Genomic DNA, 17,277 nt, shown 5'->3' with positions numbered 1-17,277 from the left:
AGGCCATGATCGATGTCGCCGAGGCGCGCCGGCTCGCCGAGAAGCGCCTGCGCACCCGGATGGGCCAGTGGGCGGGGGAGCAGGCGATGCTCGCCGAGGCCGACGGTGCCCTTGGTGTCCGCCCCGCCGAGGTCGACCATGCCCATAGCGGACGCCCCGCCGAGGCGGAGGTCGGCTCACCGGCGTTCGAGCTCGGGCTCAAGCCGCCGACCGAGAATCAGGTCTTGCGCGACCTCGCCGGCGCCGAAGCGTGGGTGCGGTCGTGGCGGGCCGCCGCGGCCGATCTCCCTCTCGACCTCGACTGGCAGTCCCGCGCGTGGAAGTCCGTGGGCAGACAGGACGTGCCGGTGCGGGTGCGGTTCCCGACGCCGGACGATGTCGCGGCGTTCGTCAGCGGAAGTGCAGAGCGTGACTGGCGGCGGCTCTCGGCGCGGGTGCGCGAGATCCGACAGCGGTGGCCGAGGGCGACCGCGCACTCCACTGTTCCGGGCGGCGACGGCGACCCTGCGTCCGGGGGCGCCGGGGTGACGGCGGGGCGGGACCGGGTCGCGGCTGCGGGTGTGGTGGCGGACCGAGGCGCGGGGGATCCGTCTGGGTTCACGGTGTCTGCGGGAGAGTTCACGGCGGTCGTGAGATCGCTGGCCAAGCGGCTCCTCGACCTCGGTGACGGCGAGTTCGCCCAGGTCATCGATGTCGTCAGCTGGCTTGCGGAGAATCCGCTCGGCACGATGCGCCCCCGACAGCTGCCGATCCGCGGCGTCGACTCGAAATGGTTCGGCACGCACCGGGGGCTCGTCCGCGCGCTGCTCTCGCTGGCCGGTGCCCCGGGTGGGCTCGACATCCTCGACGCCGAGGCGAATGTGCGCCTGCGCCTCCTCGACCCGGCGATGGCGCTCGGACCGCTGCGCGACCTCGCCGCACCGGTCGACCAGCTGGCCCAGCTGAACCTGCGGCCCCGGACCGTGCTCATCGTCGAGAACCTCGAATCGGTGCTCGCACTGCCCGATCGCCCGGGCACAGTCGCGATCCACGGATCCGGCTACACGGTCGGAGTCGTGGCGCGGTTGGGATGGGCCGCCTCGGCGAGGGTCATCTACTGGGGCGATCTCGACTCGCACGGATTCGCGATCCTCAACCGCCTGCGGGCGCATCTGCCCGCGGTGGAATCGCTGCTCATGGACGAGGGCACGCTGCTGGCCTACCGCGATCTGTGGGTGCGGGAGCCGACGCCGCATCGCGGGCGTCTGTCCGGCCTCACCGGGTCGGAGCGGCGGGCGCTCGACCGGCTGCGCAGCGAAGGGGATGTGCGACTCGAGCAGGAGCGGATCCCCTGGGACACGGCGCTCGCCGCAGTCGACGCGGCGCTGCGCTGAGTCGGCGCTGAGGTGCTGCCTGCCGTGGTCGTTGTTCACTTGGCCCCTGCCTGAATGATTCTGACGTCGCGAGGTCGTGTACCGTATCCCGGGGTTCACTGAATGCAAGGTGAACCACAGCAGAACAGTCGGTGAACTTGGGATAGGTGACGAGAAGCGGCATGAGCGACGTCAAGGCAGTGCAGGAGCGGCGGAAGTCCGGGTGGAAGTGGCTCGCGGCGCCGGGTCCCGCACCGCGGCTGCCGGAGGAGACGATCACCCGACGCTATCCGCGACTGCGAGGCCAGGTCTTCGTCGGAATCTTCGTGGGCTACGCAGGCTTCTACCTGATTCGCAACAATGTTCCGCTGGTGGGCAGCCTGCTCATCGATGAGGGCCGCATGAACGCCGTCGGATTGGGCATCATCGCGAATGTCGCCCTCATCGCGTACGGCTTCTCGAAGTTCTTCTCCGGGATCGTCTCCGACCGTTCGAACGCGCGTCTGTTCCTGCCGATCGGGCTGGCACTCTCGGCTGTCGCGAATCTGCTGCTGGCCGGTGTGCCGGTGCTGTCGTCCTCGATCGCGATGTTCGCGACCGTCATGTTCGTCAACGGCTGGGTGCAGGGCATGGGGTGGCCGCCCAGCGGCCGCGTCCTCGTGCATTGGTTCTCCACCAGTGAACGGGGAACCAAGACATCGATCTGGAACGTCGCGCACAACGTGGGCGGCTTCTTCGTCGGAGTCCTCGCCGCGCTCGGACTTCAGCTGACCGGAGACGACTGGCGCTCGGTCTTCTGGCTGCCGGCGATCGTCGCTCTTATCATCGCCTTCATCGCTTATCTGCTCATCCGCGACACTCCTGAGTCGCAGGGTCTCCCGCCGATCGAGGAGTACCGTGACGACCCGGCGAAGGTGGACGCGGGCGACGTCGAACAGGAGTCGCTGAGCACGTGGAAGGCGATCGAGAAGTACGTGCTCCGCAACCGCACGATGGTGCTGCTGGCCCTGGCGAACGTCTGCGTCTATGCGCTGCGCTACGGCATTCTCACCTGGACCCCCGTCTACCTGTCTGAAGTCAGACATGCCAGCCTGACCGGTGGCATTGCCGGGTTCTCGCTCTTCGAACTCGCGGGGATCGTCGGAACGCTTCTGTGCGGTTGGCTCTCCGACAGGGTGTTCCGCGGGAACAGATCGGTCACCGGCATCGTGTTCATGATCGGAGTGGCTGCCGCGACCGCTGTGTACTGGCTGGCTCCGGCTGGTGTACCGCTGTGGATTCCGCTGGTGACGGTGACGGTCATCGGCGGACTCATCTACGGGCCGGTCATGCTCATCGGACTCCAGGCGCTTGACCTGTCTCCGCGTCAGGTGGCGGGGACCGCTGCCGGGTTCACGGGTCTGTTCGGGTACGTGCTCGGAGCGACGATGGCCTCGAGCGGAGTCGGCCTCGTCGTCCACCACTTCGGCTGGGATGTCACCTTCGCTCTGCTCATCGCGCTGTGTCTCATTGCCGTGGTCTTCCTCGCCATCATCAACAAGGACGAACGGCGCACGATCCGGGAGCATCAGCGCCGCTGACCGTGCGGGTCGCCTCGCGGTTGTGCCTGTGTTCCCACGTCGTCGTTCTCACGTCTTCGTTCGCGGGACAGGACGGAGCCCGTGTCATCGCCCTTTGCTAGCATCCACGCATGGACTCGGTGACCGTGCTTCGACTCGCCCACGACCAGGCGGTGCAGTATCCGTCCGTCGTCATCGAGCACCCCTTCGGACCCGAATACGCGGTGTTCAAGGTCCGCGGCAGGATGTTCATGATGCAGTACGAGCTGCGCGGAGTGCCGAGCATGAATCTCAAGATCGACCCGCTCGACGGTGAGGTGCTGCGCGACGCCTACGCCGAGATCACGCCCGGTTATCACATGAACAAACGGCATTGGATCACCGTCTGCGGCGCCGACGGGGGAGCCGGGACCGACCCGGGGACCACCTCGGCGCGGGCCGCTCTCGATGAGGACCTCCTCCACGATCTCGTCCTCGAGTCGTACTGCCTCGTCGTCGCCAAGATGCCGCGCAGGGATCGCCCGGTCGACCCGGCGACCTTCGGCGGCAGAGAAGCGTGAGGGAGGTGTGACGGACAGACCTCGAGGCGGCCTCGTCGGGCTCTGCATCGCCGAACTCGTCTGCTGGGGACTCCTCTACTACTCGCTGCCCGTTGCGGTCACCCCGATCGCCGCGGACACCGGGTGGAGCGAGACGACGGTGACGGGTGCGCTGACGATCGGCCTCATCGTCTCGGCGGTCGCCGGGGTGCGCGTGGGACGACTCCTCGACGCGCACGGACCGCGGACGATCATGGCGACCGGCACCGGCATCGGCGTCGCGGCACTCCTGCTCGTCGCGGTGTCACCGAACCTGCCGGTGTTCTACCTGGCGTGGGCGCTCGCGGGCTTCGCTCAGGCGACGACGCTCTACCCGCCGGCGTTCGCAGTCGTCACCCGCTGGTACGGCGCGCAGCGCGTCAAACCGCTGACGATGCTCACGCTCGTCGGCGGTCTCGCCTCGACCGTGTTCGCGCCGATCATCGCGTGGCTCATCGGCGCCGTCGGATGGCGGCCGACCTACGTCGTCCTCGCGGGCATCCTCGTCGTCATCGCCCTGCCCGTCCAGCTCATCTTCCTCAACGCACGGTGGACCGACGACGCGGCCGCGCGGTACCAGCGCCCCTCCCGTTCCGAGATCCGCACGGTCACCCGCAGCCCGCGCTTCATCATCCTGCAGACAGCCGTGGCGCTTGCGACGTTCACCCTCTTCGCGGTGACGATCAACATCATCCCCGTCCTCATCGAACGCGGCGCCGCCTACGGTCTCGCGGCGATCGCGCTCGGCCTCGTCGGCTTCGGACAGGTCGCCGGCCGCTTCGGATACCCGAGCATCGAACGGCACACGAGCGCACGCTCCCGCACCGTGCTCCTCTTCGCCGCCGGAGCAGTGGGCCTGTGGCTGCTCGCACTCGTGCCAGGACCGCTCTGGCTCATCATCGGCATCGCGATGATCACCGGCGGCATCCGCGGCTGCATGACGCTCTTCCAGGCGACGGCGGTCTCCGACCGGTGGGGCACCGCGAACTTCGGGGCCGTCAACGGCGTCTTCGTCGCCCCGATCACCGTGGGCACGGCGCTCGCCCCCGTTGCGGGCCCGGCTCTGGCCGACCTCCTCGGCGGATATTCGCTCATGGCCATCGCCATGGCGGCACTCCTCACCGCCGCCACCGCCCTGTCGGCGCGGACGTGAGCGTGCGTCGCGGTGCCATGCCCCGGAACAAGCGGTGCTCCTACGACGGAGGGGGCAGGAGCGATATGTGAGGTGCCGGACCAGCCAGCGACCACGTACGTGAAACGTGTAAAAAACTGCCGAAATCTTTACACGTTCCACTGACATGGAAACTCGCTTGACACATAGCCGGAGGCACGCAGGGCGGCAGCAGCCCAGTGACTCGGTCGACGATCGCATGCGGCCGACAAGCCTCCTCACCGCGTGTGACGCACAACCGCTCCTGTCGCCACACTCACAGTTCCGCGACTGTGGCTCCGGTCTAGACTGACACCAGCAGTCCACGCCTCGCACCGGGGCAGATGCCAGAGCTCCGGTGCTCGTGTTTCCACGGAAGGAGCACCATGCCCACCGTCGCCAGAAACATCGTCGACACGCTCGTCGCGAGTGGGGTCAAGCGCGTCTACGGAATCCCCGGTGACTCGCTCAACGGATTCACCGACGCTCTGCGCGTCAATCCCGAGCTCGAATGGGTCCATGTCCGCCACGAGGAGGGCGCGGCGTTCGCCGCCAGCGGCGAAGCCGCCCTGACCGGTGAGCTCGCCGTGTGCGCCGGCAGCTGCGGTCCCGGCAACCTCCACCTCATCAACGGTCTCTACGACGCTCAGCGCTCCCGCGTCCCGGTCCTCGCGATCGCCGCGCACATCCCGAGCGAGGAGATCGGCTCGAACTACTTCCAGGAGACCCACCCGACGGAGATCTTCCGCGAGTGCAGCGTCTACGCCGAACACGTCGCCCACCCCTCGCAGATGCCGCGCCTGCTGCGCATCGCGATGCGTGAGGCCGTCGAGAAGCGCGGCGTCGCCGTGCTCGTCATCCCCGGCGACGTCGGCCTCGCCGACATCGACGCCGCAGCCGAGGAGATCAGGTTCTTCCCCTCGCACGTCACTCCGGCCGAACCGCTCATCGAGGACGCGGCCGCCGCCCTCAACCAGAGCAAGAAGGTGGCGATCCTCGCCGGTGCCGGCACCGAAGGCGCCCACCCCGAGCTCCTCGCGATCGCCGACGCCCTCCAAGCGCCGATCGTCCACACGATGCGCGGCAAGGAGTTCGTCGAGTACGACAATCCCTACGACGTCGGGATGACCGGTCTGCTCGGCTTCTCCTCCGGCTACCATGCCCTGAAGTCGTGTGACACGCTGCTCATGCTCGGCACCGACCTGCCCTACCAGCAGTTCTACCCCGACGAGGCGACCGTCATCCAGGTCGATGTGCGCGGGTCGCAGATCGGCAAGCGGACGAAGGTCGACATCGCGCTCACGGGCACTGTCGCCGACACCGTCAATGCCCTGCTGCCGCTGATCAGGACGGGCCGCAGCAGCTCGTTCCTCAAGACGGCGACGAAGCACTACGCGAAGACCCGCAAGGATCTCGACGAACTCGCCACGCCGTCGAAGCGGACCATCCATCCGCAATATCTGACGAAGCTCCTCGACGAGGCGGCCACCGACGACGCGGTGTTCATCCCCGACGTCGGCTCACCCGTCGTGTGGGCGGCCCGGTACCTGACGATGAACGGCAAGCGCCGCCTCATCGGCTCCTTCAGCCACGGGTCGATGGCCAACGCCTTGTCCCAGAGCGTCGGTGCGCAGGCCGCCTACCCGGGGCGTCAGGTCATCGCGCTGGCCGGCGACGGCGGCCTGGCGATGCTGCTCGGCGAGCTCATCACCCTCACGCAGAACGACCTGCCCGTCAAGGTCGTCGTCTACAACAACTCCTCGCTCAACTTCGTCGAACTCGAGATGAAGGCGGCCGGGTTCGTCACCTTCGGCACCGACCTGGAGAATCCCAACTTCGCCACCATCGCCGAGGCGGTCGGCATCAAGGGATTCCGCGTCGAGAAGTCGAAGGACCTCCCCTCGGTCGTCACCGAGTTCCTCAACCACGACGGGGCTGCGGTCCTCGACGTCACGACCGAGCGCCAGGAGCTCTCGATGCCGCCGTCGATCACCGCCGAGCAGGCGAAGGGCTTCGCGCTCTACGCCATCCGCACGGTGCTCTCGGGCAAGGGCGACGAACTCATCGACCTCGCACGCACGAACGTCCGGCAGCTGTTCTGAGGACCGGAGGCGCCGCAGGTCGGTGAGACCGCGCGGTGCCGGCAGCAGCGGCGGCGACGACGTTGCGGCGGCGACGGCGTTCCGGCGGCGGACCTGCAGAGTCGAGGACGCAGAGTGTCGATTTCCGATTCGGATTTCGACACTCTGCGTCCTCGATTTCTCGCTGAGGGTGCCTTTCGCGACCTGCGAGGGGTGGTGTGCCGCTCCGCGGGTGGTGTGCCGCCCCGCGGATGGTGCGACAGAGGTGCGGTGTGCCGCGGGGTGCGCCGGGTCAGACCGGGTAGGCTGCCAGCGCCGAGGCGGTTGCCAGGGCCGCGGTCATCGCTTCGTGGCCTTTGTCCTCGCGAGAGCCCTCGAGGCCCGCGCGGTCCCTGGCCTGCTCGTCGTTGTCGCAGGTGAGCACTCCGAAGCCGACGGGCTTGCGGGAGTCGAGGGCGACCCGGTTCAACCCATCGGTCGCCGCCGAGCACACGTAGTCGAAGTGCGGGGTGCCGCCGCGGATGACGACGCCGAGGGCGACGACGGCATCGAAGCTCTCGATGACGCGTGCGGCGGCGACGGGCAGTTCGAAGCTGCCGGGGACGCGGATGAGCGTCGTCGTCGCGTGTGCCTCCGCGGCCGCGCGCTCGGCGCCGGCGACGAGCCCGTCCATGACCTCCGTGTGCCAGGACGCTGCGACGATCGCGACGTTGAGGCCGGTGGCGCCGAGGGTGATGTCGGGTGCTCCGTGATGTGCCATGGGTGATGCTCCTCAGTGGTGGGTCTCGATGTGGTGAATCGGCTGGTGGTGAGTCGAAAAGTCGTGAGTCGGGCCGGTGATGACTCGGCTGGTCGTGAGCCGGGTCAGTGGTCGTTCGGCGGTCGGCTGCCGTGCCGACGATGGTGCGGTGCCGATGCGGGGGCGCTCAGCACGCGAGGTGGAGCGTGTGGTGCATGCGGGTGCGCTTCGTCTCGAGGTACTTCGAGTTCTCCGGCCGTGCCGGGATCTCGAGCGGCACGACCGCCTCGACGGTGATTCCGAGGTCGGCCAGCGCCTGCGTCTTCGCCGGATTGTTCGTCAGCAGACGGATCCGCGTCAGCCCCATCTCGGTGAGGATCGCCGCAGCCGCCCGGTAGTCCCGGGCGTCGTCGCTGAGCCCCAGTTCGAGGTTCGCATCGACGGTGTCGAATCCGGAGTCCTGGAGAGCGTAGGCGCGGATCTTGTTGCGCAGTCCGATCCCGCGGCCCTCGTGCCCGGTGAGGTAGATGACCGCCCCGCCGTCCTCGGCGATCGTCTGCAGCGCCCGATCGAGCTGCTCACCGCAGTCGCAGCGATGCGATCCGAAGACATCCCCGGTCAGGCACTCCGAATGGACGCGCACGAGGGGAGCGGGGCTCTCCGGCGCACCTGCAGGGTCGTCGTTGTCGAGTCCGGTGTAGACGCCGAGGTGGTCGAGCCCATCGACGGTGAACGCCCGTGCCGTGAAACGGCCGTAGCGCGTCGGCAGCGGAACCTCTCGGGAGGCCTCCGCTGTCGTTTCGGGTCCGACCGGCCCGAGCCCCACAGTTCCGACCTCGGCCGCCGCGGCAGCAGGACCGTCGGTGCCCTCACCATCCTCGTCGAGGTAGGCGATGAGCTGTTCGATCGAGACCATGACGAGCCCGTGCGCATCGGCGAACTCGCGCAGGGCGTCGAAGCGCATCATCGAGCCGTCGTCGTGGACCACCTCGGCGATCATCGACACCGGACGGGCCCCGGCGAGGCGCGCGAACTCGACGCCGGCCTCGGTGTGGCCGGGCCGCTCGCGCACTCCGCCGTCCTTCGCCACGAGCGGGAAGACATGACCGGGGCGGGTGATCGCGGCCGGGTCGGGGGTCTCGGCGGCGAGCACCCGGCCGGTCAGCGCACGTTCGGCCGCGCTGATGCCCGTCGTCACTCCGACGGCGTCGCAGCTGATCGTGTACGCCGTGCCCTTGGGGTCCTCGTTTGCGGCGACCATCGGCGGCAGGTCGAGCGCGGCCGCCCGCGCGGCCGACATCGGAGCGCACACGACGCCCGAGCTGTGCCGGACGATGAAGCCCATCGTCGCGGCGTCGGCGAACTCCGCGGCGATGATGAGGTCGCCTTCGTTCTCGCGGTCCTCGTCATCGACGACGACGATCGGGCGGCCCGCGGCGATCTCGGCGATCGCGCGGGAGATCGTGTCGAGTCCGGCGGGGGACTCGCCGAGCGGTGCAACGGACTCAGTCATGATCGGCTCCTTGTGGTGCAGGGGTGGTGACAGGGGTGGGAATGGTCTTTGACGACGCCGAGGCGGCAGGGGCGGCGAAGGCGAGGAGTCGCGCGGTGTACTTCGCGATGACGTCGACCTCGACGTTGACAGGGTCGCCGACGCGGAGGCCGCCGAACGTCGTGTGCGACAGCGTCGCCGGGATGAGACCGACCTCGACCCAGGCGAGCGAGGTGCCCTCGGCGACCATTCCCTCAGGGGCTGCGGCCGGCGGCGGGACGGCCTCGGAGACTGCCGTGAGAGTGAGGGAGACGCCGTTGAGCGCGATCGAGCCCTTGACCGCCGTCAGCGGTGCGAGGTGGGCGGGGATGCCGATGCGCAGGGTCGTCCACTCGGCGTGGTCGGTGCGGGCGATGACTTCGCCGAGGCCGTCGACGTGGCCCTGGACGATGTGCCCGTCGAAGCGACCGGCCGCCGGGGTGCAGCGCTCCAGGTTGACCGGGTCGCCGGGAGTCAGCGACCCGAGCCCGGTCAGTCGCAGGGTCTCACCCATCACCTCGGCGACGAAGGTGCCCTGTCCTGAGGCAGAGGGTTCTGCGGCGGGGGGCTCCCCGGACACGTTGTCGCCCCCGGCTGAGCCGATGCCGCCCCCGGCGGAGGCGACCCCGCTCCCGGTGGCCGGCTCGACGACCGAGGTCAGGCACACGCCGTTGACGGCGAGCGATCCGCCCGGCGGCAGATCGGCGACGACGTCACCGGCGGCGATGGTGAGGACGGCCGAGTCCTCGTGCGTGGTGAGGTCGACGACGGTGCCGATGCCCTCGATGATTCCGGTGAACACGGGTTCCTCCTGTGGTCGCAGCGGGTGGTGGACGGCGAGCGGGGCGCTCATGGGCTGCTCGTCGTGAAGTGGAGAAGGACGTCGGGCCCGAGCACGGACACCGCCGGGACCGCGGTGTCGTCGGGGATGAGGCCGACCGCCTCGGCGAGGGTGGGGATGTCGAGACCGCGGATGCTCGGAAGGCCCTCACCGAGGATGAGCGGGGCCTGATAGCAGTACACCTCGTCGACGACGCCGGCGGAGAAGAATGCACCGAGCACCTGCGGCCCGCCCTCGATGAGGAGGTGCCGGATCCCGCGGGCGGCGAGCTCGGCGAGCACGACGTCGACCTCGCGGGTGCGCACGTGGATGGTGGCGGGGTTGGTCGCCAGCGCTGAGTCGGATGCGAGGTCGCGCAGGCCCATGACGACGGGGATCGGCTGCGGGTCGAGGAGCTCCCCGTCCTCGTCGCGGGCGCTCAGCCGCGGATCGTCGTCGGCCGCCGTGCCGGTGCCGACGAGGATCGCGTCGACCTCGGTGCGCAGACTGTGCGAATGGATGCGGGAGGCCGCCGAGGTGATCCACCGGCTCGTGCGATCCGCGGCGGCGGCCTTCCCGTCGAGGCTCTGGGCGAGCTTCGCCGTGATGAACGGACGCCCCTGCGCCGTCGCCGCTCGCCAGCGGGCGTTGAGGTCGGCCGATTCCTCGCTGCCGAGGCCCGAGCGGACCCGGACCCCCGCCTCGGCGAGGAGGGCCCCGCCGCCCCCGGCGGGTTCGGTCGTATCGGAGAGGGCGAAGACGACGTCGGGGATGCCGGCGTCGAGGATCGCCTGCGTGCACGGTCCCGTCCGACCGGTGTGCGCGCACGGTTCGAGCGTGACGAACAGCGTCGAGGTGGTGAGATCGATGCCGTGACGGTGGGCCGCGGTGATCGCGTCGACTTCGGCGTGCGGGGTGCCGGCGCCGAGGTGGCGGCCGGTGACGATCTGTCCGTCAGCGGCGCGGATGGCGGCTCCCACCAGGGGGTTCGCGCCTCGGCGACCGTCGCGGGCAGCGGTGAGCGCGGCGGACATCGCCGCGTGATCGTGGGCAGGTGCGCCCATGAGAAAACCTCCCGAGCCGATGCCGGGAGGGAGGAGCGTGCGGGTGCAGCCATCGCGGTTCACGGGCGTCTGCCTGGTGCGCCTGCCGGCGCTGACACGACGACCGCGGCCGCCATGTTCCTCCCATCCAGACTCTTACTGTCGGTCTCGGAATCTCACCGAGTCAGCCGATCGCGTTCGACGCGTTCGGGTCGCGGACTGTCACCGCCGGCACGGAATTTCACCGTCCCCGGAACATGTTGGGATCAGGCTAGCACGCCGCCGACCGGTGGTCCTATGGCGTCCGTCACGTGGACCCGGCCCTGCGGGGCGGCAGGAGGGACCGCAAGCACGGGACGCGTTTGCGCAGATATATAACCTAGGTATATACATGAGTTATGGAAGATGTGGATCCGGACGAGCTCGTCAAAGGTCTCGTCGTCGTCTCCCTGCGCCTGACCAGGGCGTTCAGGAGACTCATCGGCAATGAGAGTGAGCTCGTCACCCTGCGCGCGCTCGCCGTCGTCGAGCAGTATCAGCCGGTGCGCGTCGGTCACTTCGCGCAGGGCTACCTCAGCTCGCAGCCGGCGGCGACGAAGCTCCTCGCTCGGCTCGAGGACGACGGGCTCGTCGTCAGAGAGGCGAGTCCCACCGATCGCCGGGCGTCGCAGTTCTCGCTCACGGATGCCGGTCGGTCCCGACTCGCGGTCAACCGCGAGATCATGATCGACCAGATGGTGCCCTACTTCCAGGCCCTGACTCCGGAGGACCGGCTCAGCGTGCACCGGGCACTCCTGCTCGTCGGCGACTACCTGCACAACGAGCACCCCGTCGACACCGACGATGCCCCCGACGGATCCCCATCAACCGATACCGGCAGCACCAACGGAAAGGACACACGGTCGCAGAGATGAGAGCAGCAGACGGAGACACCACACAGGACGAAGCGAAGCAGGGATCCATCCTGCGCCAACCGAAAGCAGTATGGGCGGTGGTGTTCGCGTGCATCATCGCGTTCATGGGCATCGGCCTCGTCGACCCGATCCTTCCCGCCATCTCACGTGAACTCGATGCCAGCCCGGCGCAGTCGATGCTGCTCTTCACGAGCTACCTCTTCATCACCGGCGGCATGATGTTCTTCACGAGCTTCATCTCCTCGCGCATCGGTGCGAAGACGACGCTGCTCATCGGACTCGTCCTCATCGTCGCGTTCTCCGCGCTCGCCGGGCTCTCCGGCAGCGTCGACCAGATCATCGGCTTCCGCGCCGGATGGGGTCTGGGCAACGCGCTCTTCATCTCCACCGCCCTGGCCACCGTCGTCGGGGCCGCCGCGGGCGGTGCGGACAAGGCGATCATCCTCTACGAGGCCGCGCTCGGCGTCGGCATCGCCACCGGTCCGCTGCTCGGCGGCGTCCTCGGCGGAATCTCCTGGCGCGGACCGTTCTTCGGCACCGCAGTGCTCATGGCCATCGGCTTCATCGCCATCCTCGTCCTGCTGCCGAACTCGAAGACCGGCGGACAGGCGCTGCGGACCTCGGCCGAACCGGTCAGCCTGAGTGCGACCTTCCGTGCGCTCGCCCACCCCGGTGTCGGCGTCGTCGCCGTCGCCGCCCTGCTCTACAACTTCGGCTTCTTCATCCTGCTCGCCTACAGCCCGTTCCCGGTCGAAGCCGCCGCGGCGGCGGCCGGCATCGAGAACTTCGGGGCGATGGGCCTCGGCTACGTGTTCTTCGGGTGGGGCATCTGCCTGGCGATCACCTCGGTGTTCGGCGCACCCCTGCTCACGCACCGCCTGCGGAGGCGCAAGAGCCTCATCACCGCTCTCGTCGTGCTCGCCGTCCTCCTCGTCGTCATGTCGTTCCTCGCCGAGTCGTTCATCGGGCTGATCATCTGCGTCATCGTCGCCGGGCTCATCCTCGGTGTGCTCAACACGGTGTTCACGGAATCGGCGATGGAGGTCAGTGATCTGCCGCGACCCGTCGCCTCTGGCTCGTACTCGGGTGTGCGCTTCCTCGGCGGTGCGGTCGCCCCGATCGTCGCCGGTGCGGTCTCCGAGTCGGTGGGGGCCGGCGCCCCCTACCTCTTCGGTGCTGCGGCGGTCGTGCTCTCGATCCTCGTCCTCGCCTTCGGATGGAAGGCTCTGCGCCGGATCGACGGCCACATCGACGAATCCCCGGTCGATGAGGCCTACGCCATCACCGGCGGAGACGCCTGACCCCTCGCAGTTCCCGGACGGTCCACGCCGTCGTCGCCCATCGCCTGAGAGGCCACCGCCGCCTCTCCGGCGATGGGCGACGCTTGTCTGTGGCAGATCCGAAACACGATTTCTCCGTCATTCATCGCAGCCGGGTGTAAGAATGGTGAGAACAAGGCGCCCGTCACCGCGGCGGCGCTTCACCCCTCGACCAGGAAGCCATCATGACTGACGACGCGAACAACGCCTACGGGTCCGGTGCGGAGAATGCTCCCGGCGCCGGATACGGAACGGGAGCTGCCTTCGGAGCCGACCTCGATGGCGCCAAGAGCCCCGACGATCTGTCCCGCCCCCTCTACGGAGCGACCTTCGGCCAGGCCGTCCGTCGCTTCTGGAAGAAGTTCTCGGTCTTCTCGGGCCGAGCCTCCCGCAGCGAGTACTGGTTCGCCTACCTGTTCCAGGCTCTCGTCATGCTCATTCCGGCAATCCTGTGGATCGTCGGCCTGTCGATGACGGCTGCGACGGCGGCGAGCAGTTCGTACTCGCCCTACGGCACGCCGACGGCCGAGCCGAATCCGGCGGGCGCCACGCTGGCCCTGATCGGCGGCATTCTCCTCTTCATCATCGCCCTGGCGTTCCTCGTCCCCAACCTGGCGATCAGCTGGCGGCGACTCCACGACGCCAACCTCGCCGGACCGTTCTGGTTCCTCAACTTGATTCCCAGCGTCGGCAGCCTCATCGTCCTCGTGCTGATGATTCTGCCGTCGAAGCCGGAAGGTCGACGCTTCGACACCTGAGCCGGACCCGGTTTCGCCGAGCGGCCGGTCTGCGCAGGATTCCCTCCTGCGCAGACCGGCCGCTTCGCTGTGCGGGTCTCGGTCATAGTGTGTCCTTGGAGACATCTGCCGGCATGATCTGGCCGATTCCCAGCTTCGAGTCGTATAGTTACTTACTGGTAACATTCCGCGGCAGCATCCGCCGCACCAATCGCCATAGAACCAAGGCCGCATGTTTGCCGTAGTGTGCTGACAAGCAGGCAACGCGGTCCGCTGGCATCGGCATGATCGAACGACGCTTGCGAGACATGTGAGGGAGCAGGACAATGCAGAGCGATTCGCACACGCTCGCGGCCCCGACCGAGGTCGACAGCGCGGCAGTGACCCTGCGCGACTGGGGGATGTCGGGCAAGCAGGGCCCGGTGTTCTCCGACATCGATCTCACCGTCGCCAGTGGGTCGCTGGCGATCATCCGCGGAGCGGCGGGCTCCGGCAAGACCTCCCTGCTGCTGTCGATCGCCGGGCGGATGCGCGTCGACACGGGCGAAGGCCACGTCTTCGACCTCAACATCCGCAGACAGGCCCGCGCGGTCCGCGAAACCGTGTCGATCGGGCACGTCGCCGGACTGACGGACCTCGAGAACGACTTCACGGTCGCCCAGCACATCGCCGAACGCCTCATCATGCTCCAGCCCTGGTACAAGCCGTGGGTGTCGAAGAAGTCCCTGCGTGAGGTCATCGACGTCATCAAGGAGACCTTCGACTCCGCCACCGAGGTGATCGGCCGCCTCCCGAAGGACACCTTCACCTCGAGCGACGCCAAGAGCGCTGACTTCCTCGTCGACGCCGACGGCGATACCTTCGTCTCCGAACTCAGCGAGCTGCAGAAGTTCCTCCTCGAGTTCGGTCTCGCATCCCTGGCGCAGAAGCCCGTCATCGTCATCGACAACATCGACTTCCTCCGGGAGCGCGAGGACCGGGCCCGCGCGTGGGCCGCTCTGCTCATCTACCAGGAGCTGCGTCGGGAGCGGGACCCTGAGAAGCCGCTGACGCTCATCGTCACGTGCGAGGACTCCTCGGACATCGATCTCGCCTTCGACCAGCTCTCCACCCAGGTGCATCCCGCCTCGGTGACGGAACTCAATCTGACCCCGCAATCCTCCTGACCTCCGCTCCACAGGCCTGGCAGATCCCGGTCTGCGCTCGACCTTCGGCACCACAGATTCTTGTGAAGGTGATTCTTCGATGTTCTCCCTCCCCTGGCTCGAACTCACTCGGTTCAAGCGGCACACGATCACGCGTCTGGCGATGATCGTCGTCGCCGTCATTCCCGCGATCTACGGCGGGCTCTACCTGGCCTCGAACTGGTCGCCGACGGACAACATCGACCGACTCCAGGCCGCTGTCGTCAACGAGGACACCGGTGCGGAGAAGCCGGACTCCGACGGCGAGAGGCTCAACGCCGGCGATGAACTCGTCGACAAGATCACCCCGAAGGGCGAAGGCGGTTTCGACTGGCAGGAGACCTCGCTCCAGGAGGCCAATGAGGGCCTCGCCGACGGCACGTACTTCGCGATCCTCGAGATCCCCTCGAACTTCTCGCAGCGCCTCGTCTCCACCGGCGGTGACGACCCCGAGCAGGCAGGACTCGAGCTGCGCACCGATGATGCGCACAACTTCATCGTCGGGCAGCTCGCGGGCACGGTGCTCTCCCAGATCAAGGCGGGACTCAACGAGACGACGACAGCCGAGTACGTCTCCCAGGTCTACGTCGGCTTCAACGACATCCAGTCCTCCATGGTCAAGGCCGCCGATGGCGCCTCCGACCTCCATGACGGCGCCGTCGAACTCCATGACGGGTCGGGAAAGCTCGCGAAGGGCGCGCACGATCTCGACAAGGGCGTCGGCGATCTCCAGAAGGGGATCGGGGACCTCGACGACGGTGCGGGCAAGCTCGCGAAGGGTGCCGGGGACCTCGAGAACGGTGCCGACACTCTCGCCACGGGCACGGGAGATGCCGAGACCGGGGCGAAGAAGCTCGCCAAGGGCGCCGGTCAGGTCGCCGACGGCACGAGTCAGCTGCGCGGCGTCGCCGACGATGCGACCGACAAGGCGGAGGATCTCAAGGGCAAGGCCGACGACCTCGTCGAGAGCGCTCGACCGAAGCTCGACGATGCGGAGAAGGACTTCGAAACCGCGCGGACCTCGGTCCGCGGTGACGTCGCCGATCGCATCGATCAGCTGGAGAAGGACTACCCGGACGATCCGAACGTCCAGAAGCTCGCCGAGGAGGTCGGCACCTTGGGTGACGACCTCGACTCCGCACATGAGCGGGCCTCGCAGGCCGCCGATGACGCACGCGGGCTGGAGAAGCCGGTCAAGGATGCCGTCGACGGGGTGATGCAGAAGATCCGGGACGCTGACAAGAAGATCGGCGAACTCGACGACGGGGCGCAGCAGGTCTCCGACGGTGCCGACGATCTCCATTCCGGTCTCGTCAAGCTCGACAAGGGTGCCAATGACCTCGCCAAGGGCGCCGGCGACCTCCATGACGGCGCCGTCGCACTCAAGGACGGGACGGCGAAGGCGAAGGACGGCGTCGGCCAGCTCAAGGATGGGTCGTCCCAGCTCGCGAAGGGCGCGACCGATCTCGATGAGGGCGCGGGCAAGCTCGACGACGGTTCGGGTGAGCTTGCCGACCAGCTGACGAAGGGCGCCGAACAGATCCCGACGTATGACAAGGAGGATCGCGAGAAGCGCTCCGATGTCGTCGCTGTGCCCGTCGACGCCGAGAAGGTGAAGAACAATGCCGTGGGCACATACGGCGAGGGACTGGCCGCGTTCTTCATCTCACTGGCCCTGTGGATCGGCGGCATGATCACCTACATGGTGCTCAACGCGATTCCGTACCGTGCGCTCGCCTCGACGGCGAAGTCGAACCGCATCGCGTGGGCCGGCTACGTCCCGGGTCTCCTCTTCGGCATCGCGCAGGTCGCCGTGCTCTACGGCGTGCTGTGGTTCGCCCTCGACTTCTCGGCCGGCGCGTGGCTGGGCACCCTGGTGTTCTCGATCCTCATCGCGGCGAGCTTCCACGCCGTCCATCAGCTCTGCGTGGCAGCGCTCGGCGGTGTCGGCAGGCTCATCGCGCTCGTCCTGCTGATGATCCAGATCGCCTCGGCGGGAGGCACCTACCCGGTGCAGACGGCGCCGGAGATCTTCCAGATCATCTCGCCGTTCCTGCCGATGACCTACGCCGTGACGGGTCTGCGCACCCTCATCGCCGGCGGAGACATGATCATCGCCGTGCAGTCAGCCGCCGTGCTCCTGCTCATGACGGGGATCTGCCTGCTCGCGACCGTGCTCGTGTGCAGCCGCAAGCGGATGGTCACCCTCACGCAGCTCCACCCGAGCCTGTCGCTCTGAGGCGGCAGACCACGGAGAGGCAGTCAGCAGT

At 68.1% G+C, this 17,277-nt stretch carries 14 protein-coding genes and 1 riboswitch; of the genes, 10 read left to right on the top strand and 4 right to left on the bottom strand.

The window, feature by feature from the left end:
• Positions 1–5: 5 nt before the first annotated feature.
• From AC2W7K_RS03845 to poxB, 5 genes are all read left to right on the top strand, one after another.
• Positions 6–1,373: a Wadjet anti-phage system protein JetD domain-containing protein gene (locus AC2W7K_RS03845; protein ID WP_198499800.1), complete on the top strand. Its 1,368-nt coding sequence runs from the start codon at positions 6–8 to the stop codon at positions 1,371–1,373.
• Positions 1,374–1,534: 161 nt separating this feature from the next.
• Positions 1,535–2,932: an MFS transporter gene (locus tag AC2W7K_RS03840; protein WP_198499799.1), complete on the top strand. Its 1,398-nt coding sequence runs from the start codon at positions 1,535–1,537 to the stop codon at positions 2,930–2,932.
• 110 nt (positions 2,933–3,042) lie between these two features.
• On the top strand, positions 3,043–3,471 hold the full coding sequence (locus AC2W7K_RS03835; RefSeq protein ID WP_198499798.1) for an MmcQ/YjbR family DNA-binding protein: 429 nt from the start codon (positions 3,043–3,045) through the stop codon (positions 3,469–3,471).
• 7 nt (positions 3,472–3,478) lie between these two features.
• Entirely contained in the window at positions 3,479–4,642 is a 1,164-nt protein-coding gene (locus tag AC2W7K_RS03830) for an MFS transporter (RefSeq protein WP_198499797.1), read from the top strand.
• A 383-nt stretch (positions 4,643–5,025) separates the two neighbouring features.
• Positions 5,026–6,741, top strand: coding sequence for a ubiquinone-dependent pyruvate dehydrogenase (poxB, locus tag AC2W7K_RS03825; protein WP_198499796.1), 1,716 nt, complete (start codon positions 5,026–5,028; stop codon positions 6,739–6,741).
• Between the two features lie 271 nt (positions 6,742–7,012).
• Here the strand turns inward: poxB and ribH are convergent, their stop codons facing one another.
• The 4 genes from ribH to ribD all read right to left on the bottom strand — a co-directional run bounded on the left by ribH (position 7,013) and on the right by ribD (position 10,874).
• Entirely contained in the window at positions 7,013–7,480 is a 468-nt protein-coding gene (gene ribH, locus AC2W7K_RS03820) for a 6,7-dimethyl-8-ribityllumazine synthase (protein ID WP_198499795.1), read from the bottom strand.
• 166 nt (positions 7,481–7,646) lie between these two features.
• A complete protein-coding gene (gene ribB / locus AC2W7K_RS03815) occupies positions 7,647–8,972 on the bottom strand; it encodes a 3,4-dihydroxy-2-butanone-4-phosphate synthase (RefSeq protein WP_198499794.1) in 1,326 nt (441 codons plus the stop codon).
• Positions 8,965–9,843: a riboflavin synthase gene (locus AC2W7K_RS03810; RefSeq protein ID WP_232623729.1), complete on the bottom strand. Its 879-nt coding sequence runs from the start codon at positions 9,841–9,843 to the stop codon at positions 8,965–8,967. The genes ribB and AC2W7K_RS03810 overlap by 8 nt, the downstream gene beginning before the upstream one ends.
• Positions 9,840–10,874 carry a bifunctional diaminohydroxyphosphoribosylaminopyrimidine deaminase/5-amino-6-(5-phosphoribosylamino)uracil reductase RibD gene (ribD, locus tag AC2W7K_RS03805; RefSeq protein ID WP_232623728.1) on the bottom strand — a complete coding sequence of 345 codons (1,035 nt, stop codon included), beginning with the start codon at positions 10,872–10,874 and terminating at the stop codon, positions 9,840–9,842. Before ribD ends, AC2W7K_RS03810 begins: the two co-directional genes overlap by 4 nt.
• A 111-nt stretch (positions 10,875–10,985) precedes the next feature.
• A riboswitch (FMN riboswitch) is annotated at positions 10,986–11,115 on the bottom strand.
• A gap of 136 nt (positions 11,116–11,251) precedes the next feature.
• Here ribD and AC2W7K_RS03800 point away from each other — a divergent pair.
• From AC2W7K_RS03800 to AC2W7K_RS03780, 5 genes are all read left to right on the top strand, one after another.
• Positions 11,252–11,767 (top strand): MarR family winged helix-turn-helix transcriptional regulator, encoded by a 516-nt coding sequence (locus AC2W7K_RS03800; protein WP_198499793.1) that lies wholly within the window; start codon positions 11,252–11,254, stop codon positions 11,765–11,767.
• Positions 11,764–13,068 carry an MFS transporter gene (locus AC2W7K_RS03795; protein WP_198499792.1) on the top strand — a complete coding sequence of 435 codons (1,305 nt, stop codon included), beginning with the start codon at positions 11,764–11,766 and terminating at the stop codon, positions 13,066–13,068. The genes AC2W7K_RS03800 and AC2W7K_RS03795 overlap by 4 nt, the downstream gene beginning before the upstream one ends.
• A gap of 203 nt (positions 13,069–13,271) precedes the next feature.
• Entirely contained in the window at positions 13,272–13,844 is a 573-nt protein-coding gene (locus tag AC2W7K_RS03790; RefSeq protein WP_198499791.1) for a DUF805 domain-containing protein, read from the top strand.
• A 305-nt stretch (positions 13,845–14,149) separates the two neighbouring features.
• Entirely contained in the window at positions 14,150–14,989 is an 840-nt protein-coding gene (locus tag AC2W7K_RS03785; protein WP_198499790.1) for an ATP-binding cassette domain-containing protein, read from the top strand.
• A 79-nt stretch (positions 14,990–15,068) separates the two neighbouring features.
• Entirely contained in the window at positions 15,069–17,246 is a 2,178-nt protein-coding gene (locus AC2W7K_RS03780; RefSeq protein ID WP_198499789.1) for a YhgE/Pip domain-containing protein, read from the top strand.
• The last annotated feature ends 31 nt before the right edge of the window (positions 17,247–17,277 follow it).

The sequence above is a fragment of the Brevibacterium sp. LAARM2_SD2 genome (genome assembly GCF_057364785.1).
This window is presented reverse-complemented; position numbering and strand designations above follow the sequence as displayed.

What these genes read in the sequence shown, in the direction of transcription:
- AC2W7K_RS03800 (WP_198499793.1), top strand. Translation starts at nt 11,252, where the DNA reads ATGGAAGATGTGGATCCGGACGAGCTCGTCAAAGGTCTCGTCGTCGTC.
- AC2W7K_RS03780 (WP_198499789.1), top strand. Translation starts at nt 15,069, where the DNA reads ATGTTCTCCCTCCCCTGGCTCGAACTCACTCGGTTCAAGCGGCACACG.
- ribH (WP_198499795.1), bottom strand. Translation starts at nt 7,480, where the DNA reads ATGGCACATCACGGAGCACCCGACATCACCCTCGGCGCCACCGGCCTC.
- AC2W7K_RS03840 (WP_198499799.1), top strand. Translation starts at nt 1,535, where the DNA reads ATGAGCGACGTCAAGGCAGTGCAGGAGCGGCGGAAGTCCGGGTGGAAG.
- AC2W7K_RS03785 (WP_198499790.1), top strand. Translation starts at nt 14,150, where the DNA reads ATGCAGAGCGATTCGCACACGCTCGCGGCCCCGACCGAGGTCGACAGC.
- AC2W7K_RS03835 (WP_198499798.1), top strand. Translation starts at nt 3,043, where the DNA reads ATGGACTCGGTGACCGTGCTTCGACTCGCCCACGACCAGGCGGTGCAG.
- AC2W7K_RS03845 (WP_198499800.1), top strand. Translation starts at nt 6, where the DNA reads ATGATCGATGTCGCCGAGGCGCGCCGGCTCGCCGAGAAGCGCCTGCGC.
- ribD (WP_232623728.1), bottom strand. Translation starts at nt 10,874, where the DNA reads ATGGGCGCACCTGCCCACGATCACGCGGCGATGTCCGCCGCGCTCACC.
- AC2W7K_RS03810 (WP_232623729.1), bottom strand. Translation starts at nt 9,843, where the DNA reads ATGAGCGCCCCGCTCGCCGTCCACCACCCGCTGCGACCACAGGAGGAA.
- ribB (WP_198499794.1), bottom strand. Translation starts at nt 8,972, where the DNA reads ATGACTGAGTCCGTTGCACCGCTCGGCGAGTCCCCCGCCGGACTCGAC.
- AC2W7K_RS03795 (WP_198499792.1), top strand. Translation starts at nt 11,764, where the DNA reads ATGAGAGCAGCAGACGGAGACACCACACAGGACGAAGCGAAGCAGGGA.
- poxB (WP_198499796.1), top strand. Translation starts at nt 5,026, where the DNA reads ATGCCCACCGTCGCCAGAAACATCGTCGACACGCTCGTCGCGAGTGGG.
- AC2W7K_RS03790 (WP_198499791.1), top strand. Translation starts at nt 13,272, where the DNA reads ATGACTGACGACGCGAACAACGCCTACGGGTCCGGTGCGGAGAATGCT.